The sequence below is a fragment of the Vibrio sp. R10-SG-ISO4 genome, assembly GCF_059834135.1.
In genome coordinates, this window is record NZ_JCBDHJ010000008.1 from 371,111 (window position 1) to 393,762 (window position 22,652).

At 49.6% G+C, this 22,652-nt stretch carries 18 protein-coding genes; 8 read left to right on the top strand and 10 right to left on the bottom strand.

Features of this window, described 5'->3' with window-relative positions; all coding sequences use genetic code 11:
* Nucleotides 1-103 precede the first annotated feature (103 nt).
* On the top strand, nucleotides 104-1,402 hold the full coding sequence (locus AC6R03_RS05460; protein WP_500630410.1) for a GGDEF domain-containing protein: 1,299 nt from the start codon (nucleotides 104-106) through the stop codon (nucleotides 1,400-1,402).
* A 5-nt stretch (nucleotides 1,403-1,407) separates the two neighbouring features.
* Here AC6R03_RS05460 and AC6R03_RS05465 read toward each other — a convergent pair whose 3' ends face one another.
* The 3 genes from AC6R03_RS05465 to AC6R03_RS05475 are packed head-to-tail and all read right to left on the bottom strand — an operon-like array spanning nucleotide 1,408 to nucleotide 4,254.
* Nucleotides 1,408-2,220 (bottom strand): SanA/YdcF family protein, encoded by an 813-nt coding sequence (locus AC6R03_RS05465; RefSeq protein ID WP_500630411.1) that lies wholly within the window; start codon nucleotides 2,218-2,220, stop codon nucleotides 1,408-1,410.
* Nucleotides 2,193-2,522 (bottom strand): DUF3392 domain-containing protein, encoded by a 330-nt coding sequence (locus AC6R03_RS05470; protein ID WP_500630458.1) that lies wholly within the window; start codon nucleotides 2,520-2,522, stop codon nucleotides 2,193-2,195. The genes AC6R03_RS05465 and AC6R03_RS05470 overlap by 28 nt, the downstream gene beginning before the upstream one ends.
* Nucleotides 2,523-2,565: 43 nt before the next feature.
* Complete coding sequence (locus tag AC6R03_RS05475) at nucleotides 2,566-4,254, bottom strand: NAD-dependent malic enzyme (RefSeq protein ID WP_500627577.1); 1,689 nt, start codon at nucleotides 4,252-4,254, stop codon at nucleotides 2,566-2,568.
* A 178-nt stretch (nucleotides 4,255-4,432) separates the two neighbouring features.
* Between AC6R03_RS05475 and AC6R03_RS05480 the strand changes: the two genes are divergently transcribed.
* The 3 genes from AC6R03_RS05480 (at nucleotide 4,433) to AC6R03_RS05490 (ending at nucleotide 8,094) form a co-directional block, all read left to right on the top strand.
* Entirely contained in the window at nucleotides 4,433-6,763 is a 2,331-nt protein-coding gene (locus AC6R03_RS05480; protein WP_500630412.1) for a DEAD/DEAH box helicase, read from the top strand.
* Between the two features lie 202 nt (nucleotides 6,764-6,965).
* Entirely contained in the window at nucleotides 6,966-7,343 is a 378-nt protein-coding gene (locus AC6R03_RS05485; RefSeq protein ID WP_334552424.1) for a transporter, read from the top strand.
* Between the two features lie 82 nt (nucleotides 7,344-7,425).
* Nucleotides 7,426-8,094, top strand: coding sequence for an outer membrane beta-barrel protein (locus tag AC6R03_RS05490; RefSeq protein ID WP_500630413.1), 669 nt, complete (start codon nucleotides 7,426-7,428; stop codon nucleotides 8,092-8,094).
* Nucleotides 8,095-8,229: 135 nt separating this feature from the next.
* Here the strand turns inward: AC6R03_RS05490 and AC6R03_RS05495 are convergent, their stop codons facing one another.
* From AC6R03_RS05495 to AC6R03_RS05505, 3 genes are all read right to left on the bottom strand, one after another.
* Nucleotides 8,230-9,420, bottom strand: coding sequence for an amino acid aminotransferase (locus AC6R03_RS05495; protein ID WP_500630414.1), 1,191 nt, complete (start codon nucleotides 9,418-9,420; stop codon nucleotides 8,230-8,232).
* Between the two features lie 257 nt (nucleotides 9,421-9,677).
* Nucleotides 9,678-11,078 carry an asparagine--tRNA ligase gene (asnS, locus tag AC6R03_RS05500; RefSeq protein ID WP_500630415.1) on the bottom strand — a complete coding sequence of 467 codons (1,401 nt, stop codon included), beginning with the start codon at nucleotides 11,076-11,078 and terminating at the stop codon, nucleotides 9,678-9,680.
* A gap of 183 nt (nucleotides 11,079-11,261) precedes the next feature.
* The gene (locus AC6R03_RS05505) at nucleotides 11,262-12,875 is read right to left on the bottom strand and encodes a methyl-accepting chemotaxis protein (protein ID WP_500630416.1); all 1,614 of its coding nucleotides are present in this window, start codon (nucleotides 12,873-12,875) and stop codon (nucleotides 11,262-11,264) included.
* A 286-nt stretch (nucleotides 12,876-13,161) separates the two neighbouring features.
* On the opposite strand from AC6R03_RS05505, the gene queD reads away from it, so the two are divergent.
* Complete coding sequence (gene queD / locus AC6R03_RS05510) at nucleotides 13,162-13,524, top strand: 6-carboxytetrahydropterin synthase QueD (protein WP_500630417.1); 363 nt, start codon at nucleotides 13,162-13,164, stop codon at nucleotides 13,522-13,524.
* Nucleotides 13,525-14,005: 481 nt separating this feature from the next.
* Complete coding sequence (locus tag AC6R03_RS05515; RefSeq protein WP_500630418.1) at nucleotides 14,006-15,163, top strand: amino acid permease; 1,158 nt, start codon at nucleotides 14,006-14,008, stop codon at nucleotides 15,161-15,163.
* Between the two features lie 119 nt (nucleotides 15,164-15,282).
* Here the strand turns inward: AC6R03_RS05515 and AC6R03_RS05520 are convergent, their stop codons facing one another.
* From AC6R03_RS05520 to AC6R03_RS05530, 3 genes are all read right to left on the bottom strand, one after another.
* Nucleotides 15,283-16,644 carry an L-serine ammonia-lyase gene (locus tag AC6R03_RS05520; protein ID WP_334552417.1) on the bottom strand — a complete coding sequence of 454 codons (1,362 nt, stop codon included), beginning with the start codon at nucleotides 16,642-16,644 and terminating at the stop codon, nucleotides 15,283-15,285.
* A gap of 92 nt (nucleotides 16,645-16,736) precedes the next feature.
* Nucleotides 16,737-17,990, bottom strand: coding sequence for an aromatic amino acid transport family protein (locus AC6R03_RS05525; RefSeq protein WP_500630419.1), 1,254 nt, complete (start codon nucleotides 17,988-17,990; stop codon nucleotides 16,737-16,739).
* Nucleotides 17,991-18,271: 281 nt separating this feature from the next.
* Nucleotides 18,272-18,883 carry a CoA pyrophosphatase gene (locus tag AC6R03_RS05530; protein ID WP_500630459.1) on the bottom strand — a complete coding sequence of 204 codons (612 nt, stop codon included), beginning with the start codon at nucleotides 18,881-18,883 and terminating at the stop codon, nucleotides 18,272-18,274.
* 85 nt (nucleotides 18,884-18,968) lie between these two features.
* Between AC6R03_RS05530 and AC6R03_RS05535 the strand changes: the two genes are divergently transcribed.
* Both AC6R03_RS05535 and AC6R03_RS05540 read left to right on the top strand, forming a co-directional pair.
* Entirely contained in the window at nucleotides 18,969-19,511 is a 543-nt protein-coding gene (locus tag AC6R03_RS05535) for a heme NO-binding domain-containing protein (RefSeq protein WP_500630420.1), read from the top strand.
* Between the two features lie 3 nt (nucleotides 19,512-19,514).
* On the top strand, nucleotides 19,515-21,212 hold the full coding sequence (locus AC6R03_RS05540; RefSeq protein ID WP_500630421.1) for an ATP-binding protein: 1,698 nt from the start codon (nucleotides 19,515-19,517) through the stop codon (nucleotides 21,210-21,212).
* On the opposite strand, the gene pabB is transcribed toward AC6R03_RS05540, so the two are convergent.
* Nucleotides 21,209-22,576: an aminodeoxychorismate synthase component 1 gene (pabB, locus tag AC6R03_RS05545; RefSeq protein WP_500630460.1), complete on the bottom strand. Its 1,368-nt coding sequence runs from the start codon at nucleotides 22,574-22,576 to the stop codon at nucleotides 21,209-21,211. The two genes, AC6R03_RS05540 and pabB, sit on opposite strands and share 4 nt — an antisense overlap.
* Nucleotides 22,577-22,652 lie beyond the last annotated feature (76 nt).

The following is a 22,652-nucleotide window of genomic DNA, read 5'->3' on the forward strand; positions in this document are numbered from 1 at the left end:
ATTCTCGGGCGAATGTGTGACATTGAGTCAAGGATAATGTCGCATTGTGGTAGAGTCTGTCTCATACTTTATTGACTCTTTTCGTTATAGCTATGGGTGTAGATTGAAAGCGATCCATAAAACGGTATTTGGCCTTGTGGTGCTGACCTTAGTGGTGGTGTTGCTGTATGGGATATATGGTGACCGACGAGTGTTAGCCGTGACGCCCGATGCGTATTCGTTTTATCCGACCAGTGATCAAGGCCAAGGCGGACGGTCTCAAGCATCGTTGGCGACAGAGTATCAGCGCAGCGTACTCCAATGCAAAATTCGCTCATCGGAGAAATACCGTTGGCCCTATTGTGGCGTCGCTATTCATATTGATAGCCAGCCTGATGTCGGGCTTGACCTGACCCATTATCACACCATCAAACTTGCTGTTTCACTCACAAATCAAGAGGGTGAAAGTGTGCCAATGCGCTTTTATTTGCGCAATTTTAATCCAGCCTATTCAACCATCGAAGATGAGTATACTCACAAATACAACGGGCTTGAGTTTCTGCCACCTGCTTCTGCGCAAGAGATGACATTACCCAAAGCCAATTTACAAGTGATGACGTGGTGGCTGGCGGATTTGGATATTCCTATTGAACATGCCGCGCCTGAGTTTACCAATGTGAATCGAATTGAGTTTGCCACCGGGTCAGGCATGGACGAGGGCGACTACACTCTGGTGATTGAGCGCATTGAATTCATCGGGGAGTATGTCTCTGGCGAAACCTTGATGGCGCTATTGTTGGCCTGTTGGGTGGGCTTAGCACTGTCTTACAGCATGTACGAAATTAAGCGAAGTCGCCTTGCCATTCAACGAGTCAAAGCGCGCCAACATCACTTACACGCGATGAACCAATCGTTGCGCGCTAAGAACATCGAGTTTGCCGAGCTTGCGCATCGCGATCCCCTTACCGGCGCGATGAATCGCCACGCGATCCGAGATTGGCTCAACAAGCATTATGATGATCTGCCGATAGGCGGCAAAGTGTTGTCGATTCTCTATTTGGATATTGACCATTTTAAACAGGTCAATGATGAGCATGGCCATGCCATTGGCGATGACATTTTAAAAGAGTTTACTATGGTGCTGCTGACGTCGCTCCAAGCAGAGCAGCGTTTGGTTCGTTGGGGCGGCGAAGAGTTTGTGGTGTTCTGTCCGGGGATGAATGTGCTCGACACCTACGAACTTGGCGAGCGGCTACGACGTAAAGTTGAGGCGCACATTTGGGTGCACGGTGATCCGCTCACCACCAGTATTGGTGTGGCAACACTGGGCGAAGAGCGCACCAATGAGATGTTGATTCGTGCGGATGAAGCGCTCTATAAAGCCAAGCGCAGTGGGCGGAATCGTGTTGAACTGAGTGAGTAGTGGCGTTATTGCGCTGATTCTGCGTCGCTGCCCGCTGCATCTAGATACTCGAACAGCGGTTCGTCTAAGTCGTCACTCTCTACCTGTTGTTCGACGGGCTCGGCGCTGGCCATAATTGGCTCTTTGGGGCCAAGAAATTTAGGCTTGGCGTTAGTGATGTAAAGGTCCAACACCGCTTTTGCCCGCGCAAACACTTCTCTTAAACGCACCTTAGATCCCGATTGATCCGATGGGCCTGCGACGGCATAACAGCGGGCGTTGATTTGGTGATAGTTGGCAATGAACAGCGCGCGTTCACAGTGAAATTTCTGGGTGATGATTAAGAAGTTATCGGTATCGAAAATCTCTTTGGCTCGCACCACAGAGTCAAGGGTTCGAAAACCGGCGTAATCGAGAAAAATGTGGTTTTCTGGAACGTTGGCGCGCAAAAGATCGCGTTTCATCGTCCAGGGCTCGTTATATGAACGGTGGGCATTGTCACCGCTGAGCAAAAAGTTTGACACCTTACCTTGATCATAAAGGGCGATCGCGGCGTCAATACGGTTGATGTAGTATGTGTTGAGTATTTTACCGAGGTATTTGCTCGTCCCGAGGACCACGGCCACATCAAATTGGTCAATTTGCTCCGCGCTGGTAAACAACTGCTGGCGAGTTTGCATCGACACCCAACGATCAATCGCGACTAATGTGATGGCGAGCGCAAGCGTGGCCAATAGCAGCCATTTCACCAGTGATTTGATAATCCCCAGTGTGTGTTCGGTGGTTGAGCGGCGGTGAAACAGTTTACGCACTAAATTTGTCGATTCCTTTGAGCCCATAATCCTATGATGATGAAACAGAGTATCACGATGGAAAACATCATCCCAGGTTGGAGGTTTCTCAGTGTCATATTGAGGTAAGGCGTTGCTTTTACGATGATTAAGCCGTAACCAAACGCATTAATCAAGATAAACACTCCGGTGCGGATTAAGAAATGGTAAGGGCGTAACCAACGTCTCAAAAGCGCGTTAATATCACCCCCGCCCATGACGAGCAAACAGGCGATGAGTGCAGTGGATATTTCACTGATGTAGGGCAAAAGCCCGCGACCCAATGGGTCAAGATAGTTAAATACAATCATCATAAATAAAAGCGCCCCTGCTGAGCAGAGGCGTTGAGACGGGTTAGAATGCAGTACGTTTGTAGCGGCGGTACACCGGCTGCCAGAAACTGTTATCAATCGCTTCTTCTAGCGCTTCGTCAGTAATCTCAAGGGCGACCCCTTGTTCAATGGCTTTTTTGCCCACGGCGAAGGCAATCTTCTTCGATACAGAATGAATCGCTTCGAGCGGCGGCAGCAGCGCCCCTTGACCATTAATCGCCAGCGGAGAGCAAGTCGCCAATGCGCGGCTTGATTCCATCAGCATTTCGTCTGTCACTCGCTTAGCTTGTACGGCAAGGACACCCAAGCCGATGCCTGGGAAGATATAGCTGTTGTTGCACTGTGCGATCGGGTAGGTTTTGCCGTCCAACACCACCGGCGCAAACGGGCTACCTGTTGCAACCAGTGCTTCACCATTTGTCCAGCGAAGGATGTCGTTTGGCGTTGCTTCCACGCGGCTTGTTGGGTTCGACAGTGGGAACACAATCGGGCGAGGGCAGTGCGCGTGCATCTCTTTGATCACTTCTTCACTGAACAGCCCTGGCGCGCCTGAAACGCCGACCAGCACAGTTGGTTTGGCGTTGCGGATCACATCAAGCAGCGAGAAGCCAGTCCCTTCAGATTGCCACGCTTTGGTGTTGCTGTGTTTTTGTACCAAACGCTGTTGGAAATCGAGTAGATTTGGCATGCCTTCTTGAAGTAGGCCCCAACGGTCGACCATGTAGACTTGAGAGCGCGCTTGCTCATCAGAAATCCCTTCAGAGACCATTTGCGCGATGATCGCTTCAGCAATGCCGCAGCCAGCCGAACCTGCGCCCAAGAAGGTGACGCGTTGCTCAGAGAGTTTGCTGCCAGCTGCCTGACACGCGGCCAACAACGAGCCCACAGTGACGGCAGCAGTGCCTTGAATGTCATCGTTAAAGCAACACACACGGTTTTTGTATCGCTCAAGCAGTGGCATTGCGTTCTTCTGCGCGAAATCTTCAAACTGAATCAACGCGTCAGGCCAGCGGCGGGCAACGGCTTGCATGAATTCTTCAACAAATGCGTCATACTCAGCACCAGTAATGCGCGGATGACGCCAGCCCATATACATAGGGTCAGCGAGGCGTTGCGGGTTGTTTGTACCCACATCCAATACGATCGGAAGTGTGTAGGCAGGGCTGATACCGCCACACGCAGTGTAGAGCGCCAATTTACCAATTGGAATGCCCATGCCGCCAATGCCTTGGTCGCCCAAGCCGAGGATACGTTCGCCATCGGTCACCACGATCACTTTGACGTTGTGGTTCGATGCATTGTTGAGGATATCATCAATGCGATCTCGATTGGCGTAAGAGACGAACAAGCCTCGTCCGCGACGGTAAATATTGGAAAAATTCTCACATGCTGCCCCAACGGTTGGGGTGTAGATGATCGGCATCATCTCTGAGACATGATTTTGCACCAAGCGGTAGAAGAGCGTTTCATTAGTGTCTTGAATGTTGCGCAAGTAAATGTGCTTATCCATGTCACTTTCGAAGCTTTTGTACTGTTGGTAAGCGCGTTCAACCTGTTCTTGAATGGTTTCCGTGGTTTCGGGAAGTAAACCTTCTAAGTTAAAAGAACTGCGTTCTTCTGCGGTGAACGCACTGCCTTTGTTGAGCAGAGGAGTGCTAAGAAGTGCTGGCCCTGCAAAAGGGATATAGAGTGGGCGTTTATCGTTATTCATCACATGCCTATAAGTAGGGTGTTGGCCAATGGACCTTTGGAACTAGGAACCTGAAAATGATAGGGATTCGCAAACCTAAAGTAAACCGAATATTAAACGCACGCACAGAGGGTGTGAGGTTGGGCTTTACCTCGATGCTCGTTATACTCACCCCTTTTATTATCAGCGCTCATCAACTATGTCATCGATACCCATTGATCACTTAAAAACCGAGTTTCTCAAACGCATCCAGCACACGGATTTGGTGGTGGAAGCGCAAACTGGATCGGGAAAATCGACCCGTTTGCCTCTGTGGCTCAGTGAACTAGGTCGAGTGCTAGTTGTCGAGCCAAGGCGCATTGCCTGTACCTCGTTAGCGCAGTTTCTTTCAACCACTACCGAGAGTGAGCTTGGTAAAGAGATAGGCTATGCCATTAAGCTAGACAACCGCTACGACGACAAGACAAAAGTGGTGTTTGTCACTCCGGGCGTCGCACTGCGTTGGTACAGTGAGAACCAACTGGCCGATTTCGATTACATTGTGGTGGATGAATACCATGAGCGTCGCTGGGATACCGATTTACTGGTTGCCTTGCTTCGCCGCCCAAGAACGCAAAAACTGGTGGTGACGTCAGCCACGCTGGATGGTGAAAAGCTTGCGCGTTACCTCAGCGCCGAACGTTTATCGGCAGAGGGTCGAGTGTATGAGGTCTCCCTTTGTCATCGTGCTACTCACTCGCAACAGTTGCCAGATGGACGTCGGTTGGACGAGCGAGTGTTCGAGGAGGTAGCTGCGATGCGCGATCTCGATGGTGACATTCTGGTGTTTCTACCCGGGCGTAAAGAGATCGCACAATGTGCCAGCCGACTTGCGCAATTAGAGCAGATTATCGTTGCGCCCTTGCATGCGTCTGTTACTGATCATCAACGAGATGTCGCCTTGACGGTACAAGCCAAGAAAAAGATCGTGCTGGCGACCAATGTGGCGGAAACGTCGTTGACCATTGATAACATCGGGCTCGTCATCGACAGCGGACTTGAGCGCAGAACCGAGCAACGCAATGGTAAAACGACCTTGAGTTTAAAAGCGATCTCAAAAGCGAGTGCCAAGCAGCGAGCGGGGCGAGCAGGGCGCGTGATGGAGGGCGTCTGTGTGCGTTTGTATGGTGAGCATGCAGCGCTGATTGAGCACACACCACCAGAAATGCAGCGTGAAGCCCTGACCGAAGCCATGTTAGCGGCGGCGGTGTGCGGCAAGCCTCTGTCACAGTTGGATTTTTTAGAGCCACTACCAGAACGTTCGTTGAATCAAGCGGCGTCACTTCTTCGTGCGATGCAAGCGTTGGATGAGAATGGCGTGGCGACGGAGCACGGTAAGCGACTCTATCCTTTGCCCATTGACGCGCTCTATGCCGACCTTGTCTCACGTATGCCTAAAAAAGCACTCAAAGAGGCGATGATTGATATGACCGCAGTGCTCGCCACGCCGGCTTCACTGTACAAACTGACTGCGGATGAGGAGCGTCTGAGCAAGTTGGATCAGCAAGAGCCGCTAGGCTGTGATGGCGCCTTGGCCATTGGGTTAGTGCGTGGCAAGCGATATACCGGAGTAGAAGTCGACGCCGCTGCTCTTGATGAAGCTCAGCGGTTATCCATGCAAATGCGTGAGCTGTTTGAATTACCTCAACTTGAGGTGGCTTCTCGCTATCAACACAGCGAGCTGATTGCGGAAATCGCACGCTTGCACCCAGAGCTCGCGTTTGTGCGTCGTTTAAAACGGCCAGACGCATTCGCTAATGGTGAATTGGAGGTACAACTGCCTCGCCAGCACCGCCTGAAAGCGCAGACGCAGGCAGCACTGGTCTTAGATACGCACAGCTTACCGGGGCGAGGCGTCAAACAAACGCTGAATCTGGCAACGTTTATTCTGCCGTTGCCGTTAGACACCTTTGCGACTTTAAATCTTGGTGAGTGGCGAGAGGGTGAAGTAGTGGAGGGTGATCAAACCCAAGTCACCCTTGAGCTGGTGTATGCGGGAAGAGTCGTGGCTGCTCGACTTGAAGAAGCGACAGGGGCACTGGCGATGACGCCGCTCATGGACGCGGTGTATGCACAGCGAGTGTTGCCAGGGTTTGCTCACAAGATGACCAAAGCGATCAAGCATTACGTACTCTACCAACAGTTGGCGGGTGAGGTGGCGCCAGCGGTGACATTTGACTCTTGGTTCCGAGAACAGCTGGCGTTACTTGAACTGTCGAGTGTCGAAGAGCTCGCCCTATTTAGTGAAGACGACTTCGCGTTCGAAGGTATTCCGTATTGGGAGTATGAAGAGTTTGCTCAGGCGTATCCGTTTGAATGTTACCTCGGTGATTTAAACCTGCGTGTCGAATACTACCCGACAAGAAAATGTGTTGAGGTGATTTATGACTCGGGATTGAGGAAAGGCGACCCAAAACGTTGGGAGTTGCCAAAGTGGCAAGGGTGGCGCGTTCAATATCGCAAAGCAAGTCGAGTCGTCGACATTCGCTAGGATAAATTTCGCTGCTGAAAATATTTCTAGCCAATATCCAGCTTGTCTCGCTCTTGTACAGCAATTGTTACCGTATTGCTTTTTATATAGCCGTTTTAAACGAAATAGAGCTATAAAAGACCAATCTTCTATATCCTATTGCTATATGCAACCGAATCATTGATATTGAGTGGAACGTGTTGCCATGTGTACGGGGGATGATATGGAACATCAAAATAGCGCAAGAGTAGAATTTGACTACACGTCGTTCTTAAGTGCCTCATGCAGTAAAAAGTGGACATTTCTCGAAGCGATGAGCACTTTTGCCCCGATCTTTAGCCTTGCATGGAAAGACACCATCAAAGAGACGGTATCGGTTGAGGATAGGCTGTGGGACAACGCGCTAAAATCACTCTCGGCAAATCGCAGTGATGAATCCAATATTGTTATCCTGTTGGAACTCGCAAAGCTCGAAGGGATATCTGAACTCAAGTTGGTGATGCCCTACGAATTGGAGCCGTCTCAGATCGAGCGAGTGTGTCGCCAGTCGCATGCTAAAATCGAATCTAATCAACAAGATGAGCTGATTATTACTTTGTAGATCAGGCGCACGCAGCCATGATGAAATTTGCGCTATAGTGAAAACACTGAGTGAATACTTTCATGGAGCGTAAGTAGTAACAATGAAACGCCATCTCACATCTTCTCTTCTCGCTAGCCTTGTCGCTTTGCCGATGAGTGTATGGGCGGAATCTTCACCGTCAGCGCCTTCTTCAAACTGGCACAAGCACTATGATTACTTGGGTGCCTACCTCAGTGCTGGCTCAATGGATCAATCTGACGCCGATAGCAAAGTGACCGATGTCACCGTCGCTGGCCGCTGGGCTGTCGGGGAACACTGGTTTACTCAGCTCGATTACTCCGCGCGTTTTTTGCACCCAGACGACATCACCACCAACCTTTATACCCTTCTGCCAGGCGTCGGCTATCGTATTGCGGCCAGTGACAAACTTGATCTGTTTGCAATGGGTAAGTTTGGCTACCTCTGGGCTTCGCAAACCGATGATGCGACGGATGATAAATTTTACAGCGATCATACAGGCGTATGGGGCGCAAGTGTTGGTGCTCAATATGCGCTATCGACACATTGGAAATTGGAAGGGCAGGCGCAGTTGACGCGCAGCAACATAGTTGACGAGCAGAGCTATTCCATTAGTGCGCATTATCGCATCAGTCAACGTTTCGTTCTGGGCGGCTTTTACACTTATCGCGATAGTGATTATGATACTGCAAGCCAAGCCGGTAGCGCGCAAACTAACGAAGCGGGCGTGTCACTGCGATTTCTGCTCTAGCTTAGGCGAGTATCCCGCAAAATAAATCGCTTATCGAGACGCGAGCATTTGGCAAACTAGCTGACCGATAAACCCCACAAACAAAAATAGCCAGCGTATCCGCTGGCTATTGTCTATCAACTTATGAATACCGAATTAAAGTACGGCAGCGATTCCCTGACAAAGTGGCAGCATGTTTGAACGTGTCATGCCTGCAACGCTGATGCGGCCAGAGCCGACGATGTAGATAGCAAACTCATCTTTTAGGCGCGCGACTTGCTCTTTACTTAGGCCAGAGAAAGAGAACATGCCGTTTTGACGTTCAATGAAGCTGAAGTCAGCATCGACGCCTTGCTCTTTCAACGTCGCAACAAACAGTTCACGCATCGCTTGAATACGGTCGCGCATCTCTTTCACTTCCGCTTCCCACTCGGCACGAAGCTCGGCGTTGCCAAGAATGTGCGTGACGACAGCACTGCCGTGTGCAGGTGGGTTCGAATAGATCGAACGGATGATGGCTTTGACTTGAGAAAACGCAGTTTCAGCGATTTGCTCGGTTTGTGCAACTAAGGTGAAAGCACCCACACGCTCGTTGTACAGACCAAAGTTTTTAGAGAACGAGCTCGCGACCAAAATTTCTTTGTTGTATTGAGCGAAAATACGTAGACCTTCCGCATCTTCTTCCACGCCTTTAGCAAAACCTTGGTAGGCAAAGTCAAACAGAGGGAGAAGTTGTTTTTCAGCAACCAGCTTTGCAAGAGTTTCCCACTCTTCCAATGTTGGATCGATGCCGGTTGGGTTGTGGCAGCAGCCGTGCAGCAGGACAACATCACCCGCAGATGCTTTTTCAAGATCGGCGAGCATTGCTGCGAAATCTTTGTCTTTAGTTTCGGCGTTGTAGTAGCTGTATTGCGCGGTTTCGATGCCTGCGGCGGTAAATACGCCGTTGTGGTTTGCCCAAGTAGGGTTACTGATCCAGATCTTCACATCGCCCAATTGACGCTTAATGAATTCGCCAGCTACACGTAGCGCGCCTGTACCACCAGGGGCTTGCGCTGTTTTAGCCAGTTTGTTCACGACAATGTCCGACTGCTCGCCAAACAGCAGCTTTTGTACGGCAAGACCGTACTCTGCTGTGCCTTCAATCGTTAGGTATGACTTGGTTTTTTCAGTTTCGACCAGTGCAGCTTCCGCTTTTTTTACCGTGGCAAGAACAGGGGTTTCGCCTTGTTCATTTTTGTAGATACCGACGCCAAGGTTAATTTTTTCAGCGCGTGGATCTTTTTTAAACTCTTCAGTGAGTCCAAGAATAGGATCTGCCGGAGCAGCTACAACTTTTTCAAACATAATCGTCATCCATGTTAGTCGAAGGGAGGCGTTAATAAACTTGGTTATTTATACCTTTCTCCTAACAGCCATACAACCGACAATTCAGGGAAAAATGAAGAAAAGTTATATTTGGTCAATTTTTAACATCAACGCGCCTTTTTCTTGGGTTAAGTCCTCCCCTGAAGGGGAAAAGCGGGGCGCAATTTTTATGAGAAAGCGAAAAAAACCTCCGCGTGAGACGGAGGTTTTTGGTACTAAATCGAGAGGCCGAACGTTTAGAAGTTCGCCGAGCGTGGTGTACGTGGGAATGGGATTACGTCACGAACGTTGCCCATACCTGTTACGTAAGAGACGAGACGCTCGAAGCCTAGACCAAAGCCTGCATGTGGCACGGTGCCGTAACGACGTAGATCGCGGTACCAGCTCATGTGCTCAGGATCGATGCCGACTTCGCGCATACGTGCATCTAGGATGTCTAGACGCTCTTCACGCTGAGAACCACCGATGATTTCGCCGATGCCAGGTGCCAGTACGTCCATTGCTGCAACGGTTTTACCGTCATCGTTCGCGCGCATGTAGAACGCTTTGATGTCTTTCGGGTAGTTCTTCACGATAACCGGTGCTTTGAAGTGTTCTTCAGCAAGGAAGCGCTCGTGCTCAGAAGACATGTCGATGCCCCATTCAACTGGGAACTCGAACTCACGACCAGAATCAAGCAGGATCTGGATCGCGTCTGTGTAGTCCACTTGTGCGAAGTCAGAAGAGACAAACTGCTCTAGACGAGTGATGGCCTCTTTGTCGATGCGCTGTGCGAAGAACTCAAGGTCATCACGACACTCTGCAAGAACGGCGTTAAAGACGTACTTCAGCATGTCTTCCGCCAGTTTAGCAACGTCGTCTAGCTCGGCAAACGCCACTTCAGGCTCAACCATCCAGAACTCCGCTAGGTGGCGGCTGGTGTTTGAGTTTTCCGCGCGGAAAGTCGGACCAAAGGTGTACACCTTGCTTAGTGCACAGGCGTATGCTTCCGCGTTAAGCTGGCCAGATACGGTTAGGAAGGTCTCTTTACCAAAGAAGTCTTCGTTGTAGTCCACTTTACCTTCGTCAGTGCGCGGCAGGTTTTCCATGTCTAGCGTAGAAACACGGAACATCTCACCAGCACCTTCTGCATCAGAAGCGGTGATGAGTGGCGCCGATACCCAGAAGTAGCCTTGCTCGTGGTAGAAGCGGTGAATCGCTTGAGATAGACAGTTACGTACACGTGCCACTGCCCCCATCACGTTGGTACGCGGACGTAGGTGCGCCACTTCACGTAAGTACTCGATAGAGTGGCGAGTTTTCGCCATAGGGTAGGTTTCTGCGTCTTCGACCCAGCCGACCACTTTTACGTTTGTAGCGGCAAGCTCAAAGTCTTGGCCTTTCGCAGGAGACTCAACAATCTTACCCGTTACTTCAACAGAGCAGCCCGTGGTGAGCTTAAGTACTTCGTCGTCGTAATTATTAAGATTATTAGGGACCACGGCCTGAATCGGGTCGAAACAAGAGCCGTCATAAATGGCAAGGAAAGAGATTCCAGCTTTGGAATCACGACGTGAACGGATCCAGCCTCGTACAGTGACTTCACTGTCTACCGCTAGCTGACCTTTCAAAACGTCTGATACAGGCGCGTAAGTCATGTTTTCAATATTCTCCATTGAGTAAAAATTCAACCCAATGTTTGCAAAACCGTCATTGGACAATGCGTGAGCAAAACATTGGGTTGGGTAGAATTCTAACTATTCAATGGGACATATTACCTTTCAATTAATATGCTTCAACCATTAATGTCGATAAGTTGGCGAAAAACCGTTCATATCCACTCATTTCGGTTGAGAAAGAGAAAACTGATTAAGAAGATCCTCTAGTTGTTCGGATAACTGTTCAAGATTCATACTAATGTCTCGTGTTTGTGCCGCCGAATCCGAGGTTGCCCGGGCGTGTTGAGTGATGACGTCGACTTTCTGCTGAACTTCTTGCGTCAAGTGCGAGGTATTGCTGCTCTGACTTTGAATGCTGGTGGCGTGGGAGAGGGCTTGCTGCATCTCTGACACCACTTCGGACATGGCGACGGATAACTGCTCCACCTCACTTGATCGTTGATGGGCGGTGTCGCACACCGTATCGACGGATGCGAGCGACGTTTGGCTATCGCTTTGAAAATCCGCAATGATCTTTTCGATACTGCCGGTCGCCTCTGCGGTGCGACTGGCCAACTGCCTGACTTCATCCGCAACTACCGCAAAGCCACGTCCTTGTTCGCCAGCACGGGCCGCTTCAATGGCCGCATTCAGCGCCAATAAGTTGGTTTGCTCTGCGATGCCTTTGATAACTTCTAAAATCGATGAGACTTCGACGGTTTGCTGATTCAAATCGACCAAATTACCTTTGACTTGCTCAATGTCGGCAACAAGATGTTTGATTTCGTCACTGGCGTTGTGCGCCCTTGTGGCACTGTGCTCGGCAATCGTGGTGGTGTGCTTGATCAGTTCAGAGGCGTTCACTGTCGCTTGTTCGACATCGAGTTGCTGCGCTTGCATCTGCTCAATATTGGCTTGAACTTCGTCGGTCTCTTGCTGCTGGTTACCAGCGGCATCGTCGGTAATTTGCGCCACGTGCGTTAACTGATTGGCTGAGTGCGCCACCTGATGGGAAGTCGCTTGCACTTGACTCAGGCTGCTGGTCACTGTGTCCATAAATGAGTTGATGGCTTTGGCCAGTTGGCCAATTTCATCACCTTGCTTGGAGACGACGCGCTGAGTAAGGTTTTTGGAATCACTGACGCTTTGCATAAAGCGCGAGGTCTTTTGGATGGGCTGAACAATGGTTTTGCGGATGATACCCATAGTGACGAGAAAACCGACGAACCCAAAGCCGGACATGATCGCTAAGGCGATCAGTGTACGCTGGCTGACCATCTGATTAACGTGTGACAGATTGTACTCAAGGCGGATAGCACCGAGCACTTCGCCTTCTGGTGCCATATGACAGGCCACGCAGTTCGTGCCTCGATAGTTCTCACTCGATTTCATTGGCATGGCGACCACAATCCCTGAGCCCCATTCTGCTTGAATGGGCTCAATCACCAATTCGCCGCTGAGCGCTCGTTGGTCAATGTCATCGACGGGGCTTTGATTGTCGTTGCCTGGGCCGTAGAGCTTGCTGACGAGATCTGAGCGCAACACACGTACTTGTTCAATGCCATCTTGAGCTAACGCCTTCTGACGCAAGGTTTCTTTTTGCGCCATTGTGCCTGTCAACATCATCATATTGAGGCTATCGAAGTAGTTGCTGGCTTTATCATGGAGCTGCTCACTGAGTACCGAATTTAATAGCTCACGTTGCTGAAGATATTGGTAGCTTGTCGAGGCAAGCAACACCAAACCAAAAACGGAGAGTAGGGTAATCAAGAGTTTTGTTGTTATGGTTAGACGCATGATCGTTTCTTGGTATGAGTTGGAACTGACATCACTATGATCTTGGATAGATACCTCTATAGAAAGTAGGTTTATTTGAGACTGTGATGTAACACATGTTAGTAGTGTGTAAATGTGATGTGTAACTGTTGTAATCAAAAACTTGACGATGTGACGTTTTTCCGCCGTTCTACAGATAAGAGGTGTGGAAGGGAAAGCGTTTGCTTGGTCATTCAACGGATTTCGCGCTTGTCTCGACTATACTAATTCCTTAGTATTGCCACTCTTTAAAAACCCGAGAGTCAAAATGAAAACTGAACTATACAAAGAATTCATGTTCGAAGCCGCGCATCACTTGCCCCATGTGCCAGAAGGACACAAATGTGGTCGCCTTCATGGTCATTCTTTCTTAGTTCGCCTGTATGTCGAGGGTGAGGTGGATCCTCACACTGGTTGGGTTGTCGACTTTGCGGCAATCAAAGCGGCGTTTAAACCGATTTATGACCGCCTTGACCACTACTACCTTAATGACATCAAGGGATTGGAAAACCCAACCAGTGAAGTATTGGCGAAATGGATCTGGAACGAGCTCAAACCGTCACTGCCATTATTAAGCAAGGTTGAAATTAAAGAGACCTGCACGGCCGGTTGTATTTACAAAGGCGAGTAATCGACACAGCGTAGTGGCCGGTAAAGAATTCTGTGTAAAAAGCGAAGGATAGATGACTTCGCTTTTTTTGTGTGCTCGTCCATCGACGTTGGGTTCATCGCGTTGCGCAACTGCGCTGGCCAATAATTCATCACTCAACGTAGCAGGCGTTGCAATCACGAGAATGATGTTTAAGATGGGCTGGGCCCAAACTGGGCGCGGCAGCAGAGGATAGGCTGTTTTTCTGGCACGGATTGCTGCATCGCCTTGGATAGTTCAATGATTGTTAAAATTACTACGCCTATTATCGAGCCGACGGAAGGGTCGCCACACTGTGCTGTCACGCCTGTTCACTCGCTCTATTCTCATTCTGCTTCTTTATCGTCACTTTTCTCCCTATATCACGACGTCAAACACCATTATTCCTATTGTTTCTGACCGTTAGCCACCGCGCTAGGTAGCGCACATTTACTCCACACGCACTAACACAGAAAACAACGTTATGAATACAAAACTCTTGGGAAGCTCCCTTATTATCTCGGGTACGGCACTGGGTGCCGGCATGCTTGCTATACCTATGGTATTGGCGCAATTTGGTCTTTGGTCTGGCACCTTACTGATGATCGTGATCTGCGCGGGTACCACTTACGCCGCATTGTTATTGCTTGAAGCAACGTTAAAATCCGGTGGCGGGCTTGGCCTAAACTCCATCGCGCGCAACACGTTAGGAAAAAGTGGTCAATGGATCACCAACGCGCTTTTATACGCGCTACTCATCTGTTTGTTGATGGCCTACATCTTAGGCGCGGCGGATTTGGTCAGTCAGTTGATGGCGGCAATGGGCTTGGCTATCACCCCCACTCAAGGCCAGATTGGCTTTACTGTCATCGCTGGTGGAGTGATCGCCGCCGGAACCGGCATTATTGATAAACTTAACCGCGGCTTATTCTTGGTCATGATCGCGTGTCTTGCGACCACACTGGCGTTTTTGCTGCCAGATTTTCATTTTGATCACTTAAGTCGAGTGCTCAATGACAACCATTGGCAACTGTTCAAAACCAGCGCCGTACTCTTTACCAGTTTTGGTTTTATGGTCGTGATCCCTTCTTTGGTTGCTTACAATTCGCAGGCGACGGACCGCGAACTGAGAAACATGGTCATCATCGGTTCGGTGATACCGCTTTTCTGCTATTTGTGTTGGCTGTTTGCCGTGGTCGGGAACCTGAACCCTACTCAGTTGGGTGAGTTGAAAGGGGTGGGCGATTTGATCGCGGCTTTCGAACATCATTCCCGCTGGATTGGCACCTTGCTGTCACTCTTTACCGGGTTGGCATTGCTGACATCGTTTTTTGGTGTTGCTATGGCGCTGTATAACCAGAATCGCGATATGTTCCACCAAAACCGCGTCGTGACCTATGTGTTGACGTTCATCTTGCCACTTCTGGGATCGCTGTTTGCGGCGGATAAATTCTTAGCGGTGTTGGGCTATGCCGGAATTATCTTGGTGTTTTTAGCGGTGTTTGTACCGCTTGCCATGGTGTATGCACTGCGACTGGCCGATACTCAACCACAGCGTTACACCGTAGGAGGTGGGCCGTTGATGCTGGTGCTGTCATTGCTGTTTGGTAGTGCACTGCTCGCTTCACAAGTGCTGCTGTGATACTGGTTTTCGAGCTGAATTAACCCAACGAAAAAGGGAGCGCTGATATTCAGCGCTCCCTTTTTATTCAAACCTGAACCAGTGTAACCGACTCAAAGGTAAGCGATGGCATCACCGGATTAGCAGATCACTTTAACGGCCAAACCACCTTGCGAGGTTTCACGATATTTGGCGTTCATGTCTTTCCCCGTCTCCAGCATGGTTTCGATCACTTTATCCAGTGATACTGTTGGTGCTGACGAGCGGCGAAGTGCCATGCGAGTCGAGTTAATCGACTTGACTGCGGCAATGCCATTGCGCTCGATACAAGGTACTTGAACTTGACCTGCAACAGGGTCACAGGTGAGGCCAAGGTTGTGTTCCATCGCAATTTCTGCTGCCATACAGACTTGCTCTGGGCTACCGCCCATAAGCTCAGCAAGACCGGCCGCCGCCATCGAACAAGCGACACCCACCTCGCCCTGACAACCCACTTCAGCACCAGAAATCGAGGCGTTACGTTTGTACAGGCCACCAATGGCGCCAGAGGCTGCAAAGTAGCGGATGTAATCTTTTTCCGTCACGGTTTGAATGAACTTGTCGTAGTAGGCGAGTACCGCAGGGATGATGCCACATGCACCATTGGTTGGCGCTGTTACGACACGGCCACCCGCCGCGTTCTCTTCATTCACTGCAAAGGCGAACATGTTCACCCAATCGACCACAGACATGGGGTCATTGGTCGTCTTTTCAGAGGTCAACAGTTGCTGACGCAACGCCGCAGCACGGCGCGGTACACGCAGTGGCCCCGGCAGAATACCTTCGGTGTTCATACCGCGATCCATACACTCGCGCATGGTTTTCCAAATATTGGCAAAGTAAGTACGAGACTCTTCATCAGAGTGCATCGCTGCTTGGTTTTTCATCACCAAAGTGCTGATGGATAGCCCGCTCTCTTTACATTGATTGACGAGCTCTTCCGCTGATGTGAACGGGTAAGGCACCTTGATTGGGTTGGCTTCTTCTTTACCAAAGTTTTCTTCGTCAACGATAAAACCGCCGCCGATAGAGTAATAGGTTTTAGAGTAGGCTTTCTCTTCACCAATCCAAGCATGAATCTGCATACCGTTTTCATGCAAAGAGAGGTTACTACGGTGGAAGTTCATTCCTCCGTCTCTAGGAAATGAGACGGTATGACAGTGCATGCCAACAGGAAGGCGTTCTGTTTCTTCAACGCGAGCGATAAAGCCCGGAATCGCGTCGATATCGACTTTCTCTGGGGTGTTGCCAGCAAGACCCATGATGATGGCGATATCCGTGTGGTGACCTTTCCCTGTCAGTGAAAGTGATCCATAGACGTCAACGGTGATTTTAGTGATGTCGCGCAATTTTCCCATTGCACGTAAATCATCAATAAACTCTTTACCCGCCTTCATTGGGCCGACTGTGTGAGAACTAGAAGGACCAACGCCGATCTTATAGATATCAAAAACACTAATCATATTGATTACCTCAAAGTAAGCCTCCGGAGCAAGAGGGAGGCTTAGTATTATTCTATTTGTTTGCTATCCGTTCTGATGAATCAGAGCCCGGTTTATAGCGCGCCGTAGATTACAGAACTAATGGCAGCAAGACCACAGATAGTTGTGAAAATCTGTACAGGTGCAGAAGTTTTGTACTTCGCCATCGCTGGGACTTTTTGCATAGCAAAAACAGGCATCAAGAATAGGATGGCAGCGATCATTGGCGCGCCCATGGTTTCAATCATGCCAAGGATGCTTGGGTTAACAATCGCTACAACCCAAGTGGTTAGAACGATGAATACCATTGAGCCTTTTTCGATTTTGCTCACTGGCGTTTGTGAACGTGATTTGACAAGTCCAACTAAACCTTCATGTGCACCCAAGAAGTGACCGAAGTAGCTTGAGGTAATCGCAGCAAATGCCACCAAAGGACCCATGTAAGAGATCAGTGGAGACTCATGCACATTCGCAAGGTAAGAGAGCACAGAGATATTTTGCTCTTTAGCCATCGCAAGTTGCTCAGGAGATAGAGAGAGCACCACAGAGAACACAAAGAACATCACGAAGCCCATCAGCATCATCGCTGCGCCGCCGGTAATGGCGTCTGTCTTCTTCACTGCGTTGTCACCGTGAACGCGACGTTGCTCTTTAGAGAACTGAGAGATCACCGGGCTGTGGTTGAAAGAAAACACGATGATAGGAATTGCAAGCCAAACGATAGATGGCATTGATGACCAGTCTGGAGCGACCGACATCATAGAGCCGTTCCAGTCAGGGATAAGATAGAAAGAGAGCGCAAGCAAGATGAACACGAGAGGGTAAACCAGTGCGGACGTCGCTTTAAGCATCAGCTCTTTGCCGAACAAGACGCCCGCTGTCATCGCCGCGATCAACGCACCAGAGAGCAACCAGCGCGGAATCGACTCCATACCCATTTGGTTGACAAGGAAAGAGTCAACGGTATTGGTGATACCGACACCGTAAATAAGAACGATAGGGTAAATGGCGAAAAAGTAGGCAAAAGTGATGATGTTTGCGCCAGTCTTACCGAAGTGTTCTTCTACTGTATCTGTGATATCTGCGTCAGGGTTATTCGCCGAAAGTACAAAGCGAGCCAGTGATTTGTGTGCAAACCATGTCATCGGCGCTGCGATTAGCGCTAAGATAACTAATGGCCAAAAGCCACCCGCACCGGCTTTGATCGGTAGAAATAGAACGCCAGCACCGACGGCGGTACCGAATAAAGAGAGACACCAAGTGAAGTCGGTGTAAGTAAACTTACTAGAGGATTGTGCGGTATTAGCCGCAGTTGTTGTTGAATTCATGTTGTGATACTCATTTTTGGGAACAGGAAATAAGCCGGATGCAATAATGCCTTATTTTGTTTCACGAAAAATAGATCTAAATCATGCTTTGTCTCTGGTCGCACCAGCCGGTTTTCAAAACAGGTTTTTCATCACGAAAATGACGTGCCACTGGTGATTTATGCTAATTTCAATCATTACAAAAACTAATGCTGACTAAAAGGTGGCTAATTTGAGGTTGGCGCAAACGATTGGTTGTGTTGGATGAATAAAGTTGATGTGAATGGATGAAATAAGATCACTTATCTGCGAGGGAGCGATAAATGTTGTTGCAGCGCTTGAATGATCTGCGCCGTCATCCCCCAGATAAAATGGTGCTGGTAAGAGAGACCGAACACTCGATGTCGATTCTGGTTGATGAGAAAGTGCTGACTGACCAATTTGGATCGATCCAACACTAAGTTCAGGGGGACTTCAAACACTTCTGCCACTTCATTGGTGTCAATGCGTGGGGTGTAGTCCGGCTCGATAAAGGCGAGAAAGGGCGTGACCGTAAATCGGCTGACGGTGACAAGTTCAGGCATCTGGCCAAAAATGGCGATGCGCTTAGGGTCGATACCAATTTCTTCTTGAGTCTCTCGCAGCGCTGTTTGGATCAGTGTGCCATCACTCGTTTCATACTTTCCGCCCGGAAAGCTCACCTGACCCGGGTGATGCTTTAAGTGCGCGGCCCGTTTAGTAAACAGCACGTGCAGGCCATTATCACGCTCAACAAAGCCTATCAGCACTGACGCTGGGCGCAGCGATTCCGCTTTGAAGTGTGAGACGCGTTTCAGTGCTTCCTGATGATAATCCACGGTTTGAAGAAACTGAAAACGTTGTATTAAGTGATTTTTATTTAGCACAGACAATATCTTAGCCCTTGGTCGTTATTTGAAAAACCGCCGCTTATGGATCATGCTTTATTGGGTAATGGTTATTGCAAGGATAGCGTATTTTATGAAGGGCATTATATTCACTGAGTTTCTCGCCTTGGTCGAGGAGAAATTTGGTCTTGAGCAGTTAGACGCCATCTTAGACGAAGCGCAAGACAGCGGGATCTACACGTCGGTTGGCAGCTACGATCACAAAAATTTGGTCAAGTTGATTGTTATCTTGAGCAAACAAACCGGCATTTCGCCTGAAGATTTGCAGCGCGTCTTTGGCCAAAGCGTGTTTGATAATCTGTTCGCGACCTTGCCTGACGCCAACAGTTTGGGCGGCTGTAAAAACTCACTGCAATTTATCAAATTGGTAGAAGACTACATTCATATTGAGGTGAAAAAGCTTTACGCCGAAGCCAATCCACCGAAGTTTGTGTTTATCTCAGAAAGTGAATCTGAAGTGGTGTTTGATTATCAAAGTGCCCGATGTATGTCGCATGTTTGCCTTGGCCTGCTTGAGGGTTGCGCGCGCCATTTTGGTGAAACATTGGCGATTGAAATGAAAGACAAGACCGGCGCGGGGGATGACGTGCGTTTCCATGTGGTACTCGAAGGCTAGCCTATGGATAGTCCATCGCCGCTAGAGCGCAAGTTGGCGAGAGAGATCGCTGCGCGTAAGCAAGCAGAAAAGCTGCTCGAAAATAAAAGTTTGGAGCTGTATGAGGCGAATCAGCAGCTTCAGTTGGTCTTAGCGCAACTCAAAAAACAAACCCACAAAGATTTACGCAAGCTCGATTTTGAGCAGCAGATCAACGAAGCGTTGATCCATTTTGGCCGGGCGTTCTTAAGTCGCACACTTGATGATGGCTTAATTGCCAATTTCCTAGAGCGGATTCAATCCTCTTCCGTCGTCCTACGTGCAGGGGTGTTTATCTCACCCAACTTATTGCCTACGGTGATCGCCGACCAATTTGGTCAAGGTAGCCAAACCACGCTCGAGAGTATCAAGCCTTATGCGGTTTGGGATGAGACGACACTCAGGCTGCCACTTGAAGTGGATTACGCGGTGATAGGTGAACTCTGTGTAGAGGTAGAACCGAGCGTGATAGAGGCCGATTTTATCGAGAGCCAAATCGCGCTGGTAGGCGAGCTGCTCTGCAATGCCATCAGTCGCCAGCTTATTATGACCAGTAACCAAGAAGCGCGCGCACGTGCCGAGGAGTCAGAGAAAGCGACCAAGGAATTTGTCGCGATGATCAACCATGAGTTACGCACACCTCTTAACGGATTGCTCGGCAGTGCAGAGCTGCTGTCTGAAACGGAGCTAAACGAAGAGCAGCGAACCTTACTCACTAACTTAGCCCATTCGGGTGGCCTGCTGCGCCATATCATCAATGACATTCTTGATTTCAGTAAGATGAGCGCTGGGATGATGGAATTGATTCCCAAAACCTTCCTCTGGGCGGACATCCTAGCCATGTTACTCGGTGTGTTTGAACCAAGAGCGAGAGAAAAAGGCATTGGTTTTATTATCGACGAGTGCACGGAATTGCCAGAAGCCTTCACTGGTGACTTTGAACGCATCAGTCAAATCTTAGTCAATTTAGTCGGCAATGCGGTTAAGTTTACCGAACAAGGTCAAGTGAGTGTCTCTGCGAAGTGGCAAGAGGGGCAGTTACACATCAAGGTGGTCGATACGGGGATAGGGATTGATTTTGATTCGTTAGAGCAGCTGTTTACGCCATTTGTCCAAGCTGACCGAACGGCAAAACGTAACTATGAGGGCACTGGACTTGGGCTCGCCATCTCGAAAAATCTTGTGGAGCTGATGGGCGGTGAGATCGCAGCAGATAGCGAGAAGGGCAAAGGCAGTTGTTTCTCTTTTCATATTCCCTTGACCTTGGCTTCAATAGAAGAGTGGTCGTCGGGTCAGGTCGAAGCGAAAAAACACCAAAAACCTTTAGACGATCTCACCATTTTAGTAGTGGATGATATCCGCATGAACCAAGTGATCATCAACCAGATGTTGAAAAAACTCGCTATTGTGCCTGATATTGCTAACAACGGGCTGGAAGCTGTCGAGGCGGTCACACAGCGTCACTACGATTTGATTTTCATGGATTGTCGCATGCCCGAAATGGACGGGTTTGAGGCGACGCAATATTTACGCGATCAAAACTACACTTTACCCATTATCGCGTTGACTGCCGGCACCACGCTCGAAGAGCGCGAGCGCTGCATCGAGAGTGGGATGAACGACATTCTGACCAAACCCTACACTGCCAAAGATCTACATCTGATGCTTGAAAAGTGGGGTTAAGCACTCAACACGGGTAAAATGCGGCTGAGCTTATCGAGCGTCTCTTGATATTCGGCATCATTTTGACTGTCAGCCACCAAACCGCCTCCTGCCCAAACGTACATCTGGCCGCCTTCTGCCACTAGGGTGCGAATAGTGATGCTGGTGTCCATTCGGCCGTGGCGACTGATGTAGCCAATGCTGCCACAATAAGCATTGCGACGATGCGGTTCCAACTCTTCGATGATCTCCATCGCGCGCACTTTGGGTGCGCCGGTAATGGATCCCCCCGGAAAACACGCACGTAGCAAATCACTGGCACGGTATGACGAGTCCAACTTGGCGGTAATCGTGCTTACCAAATGGTGCACCGCTGGGAAGCTCTCAATATCAAACAATTTCGGAACGGCAACACTGCCTGGTTCTGCGACGCGGCCAACATCATTTCGCAGCAAATCGACAATCATCAAGTTTTCCGCTTGATCTTTCTCCGCGTTCAATAAATCGTCAGCGGCGAGCTTGTCGCGTTCAGGGTTGGTGTAGCGTGGTCGGGTGCCTTTAATCGGTTTGGTCTCGATCTGGCCGCCATTGAGCTGCAGAAAACGCTCGGGAGAAACACTCAAAATCGCGCCTTGCTCGGTGCGAATAAAGGCAGAAAAAGGGCTTTGATTGACCGCTTCGAGTTTTTGATACGCTTGCCACTCATCACCTAGATAAGGGGCTTGAAAACGCTGCGCCAAGTTGATTTGGTAACAGTCGCCCGAGCGCAGATATTGCTGCACTTGGTCAAACTTGCGCGCGTAATCCGCTGGCGTCATATTCGATTGCCACGGCGCTTGCAGCGCAAACGTCGGCGAGGATACCTCTGATTGAGCAAACAACCATTGGTGCGCAGCCTCGATGTCTTCACCAACCAAAACCGCACTCTGTTGCGAGTGATCGACCACCAGTGCCCAGCGATACAGGCCGACGGCCATATCTGGCGCGGTGAGATCGTGTATCGCATGCACAGGTAACTGTTCCACGCGGCGGCCCAAATCGTAAGCAAAATAACCCAATGCACCGCCAACAAAGGGCAGTTCCCCGTCGTAGTCTGTGTCACTTAGCCAGCGCTGTTGCGTGTCGTCGAGCAGCTGAAAAGGGTCTAACTTACTGTCCTTTTCCCCCTCAGGCGTGACCACCGTACTGGTATCGCCACGCGTTGTGACGGTGGCAATCGGCTGGGCAACCAGAATATCGAAACGGCTGTCGACATGATCTCGTGACGGTGAGCGTAACAACATCGCCCACGGCATCGACGAAATCGGGGCAAATAGCGTCGTCGCTAAGTGCGGATCATAAGAAAGAGGTTTGATTTGTAAGCCATTTGGCGCGTTGTTATTCATTTGTTTAATTTGTGACAAAGAGATCGTTCGTTGCATGGTATCAGAGGGAAAGCAAGAGTATCATAATGGCAACTCA

Excerpts from the sequence above, each read along its gene's own strand:
- AC6R03_RS05485 (WP_334552424.1), top strand. The coding sequence starts at position 6,966 with ATGGAACATCAAAATAGCGCAAGAGTAGAATTTGACTACACGTCGTTC.
- AC6R03_RS05520 (WP_334552417.1), bottom strand. The coding sequence starts at position 16,644 with ATGATTAGTGTTTTTGATATCTATAAGATCGGCGTTGGTCCTTCTAGT.
- AC6R03_RS05525 (WP_500630419.1), bottom strand. The coding sequence starts at position 17,990 with ATGAATTCAACAACAACTGCGGCTAATACCGCACAATCCTCTAGTAAG.
- AC6R03_RS05540 (WP_500630421.1), top strand. The coding sequence starts at position 19,515 with ATGGATAGTCCATCGCCGCTAGAGCGCAAGTTGGCGAGAGAGATCGCT.
- AC6R03_RS05465 (WP_500630411.1), bottom strand. The coding sequence starts at position 2,220 with ATGGGCTCAAAGGAATCGACAAATTTAGTGCGTAAACTGTTTCACCGC.
- AC6R03_RS05470 (WP_500630458.1), bottom strand. The coding sequence starts at position 2,522 with ATGATTGTATTTAACTATCTTGACCCATTGGGTCGCGGGCTTTTGCCC.
- AC6R03_RS05515 (WP_500630418.1), top strand. The coding sequence starts at position 14,006 with ATGAATACAAAACTCTTGGGAAGCTCCCTTATTATCTCGGGTACGGCA.
- asnS (WP_500630415.1), bottom strand. The coding sequence starts at position 11,078 with ATGACTTACGCGCCTGTATCAGACGTTTTGAAAGGTCAGCTAGCGGTA.
- AC6R03_RS05480 (WP_500630412.1), top strand. The coding sequence starts at position 4,433 with ATGTCATCGATACCCATTGATCACTTAAAAACCGAGTTTCTCAAACGC.
- pabB (WP_500630460.1), bottom strand. The coding sequence starts at position 22,576 with ATGAATAACAACGCGCCAAATGGCTTACAAATCAAACCTCTTTCTTAT.
- AC6R03_RS05490 (WP_500630413.1), top strand. The coding sequence starts at position 7,426 with ATGAAACGCCATCTCACATCTTCTCTTCTCGCTAGCCTTGTCGCTTTG.
- AC6R03_RS05475 (WP_500627577.1), bottom strand. The coding sequence starts at position 4,254 with ATGAATAACGATAAACGCCCACTCTATATCCCTTTTGCAGGGCCAGCA.
- AC6R03_RS05535 (WP_500630420.1), top strand. The coding sequence starts at position 18,969 with ATGAAGGGCATTATATTCACTGAGTTTCTCGCCTTGGTCGAGGAGAAA.
- queD (WP_500630417.1), top strand. The coding sequence starts at position 13,162 with ATGAAAACTGAACTATACAAAGAATTCATGTTCGAAGCCGCGCATCAC.
- AC6R03_RS05495 (WP_500630414.1), bottom strand. The coding sequence starts at position 9,420 with ATGTTTGAAAAAGTTGTAGCTGCTCCGGCAGATCCTATTCTTGGACTC.
- AC6R03_RS05505 (WP_500630416.1), bottom strand. The coding sequence starts at position 12,875 with ATGCGTCTAACCATAACAACAAAACTCTTGATTACCCTACTCTCCGTT.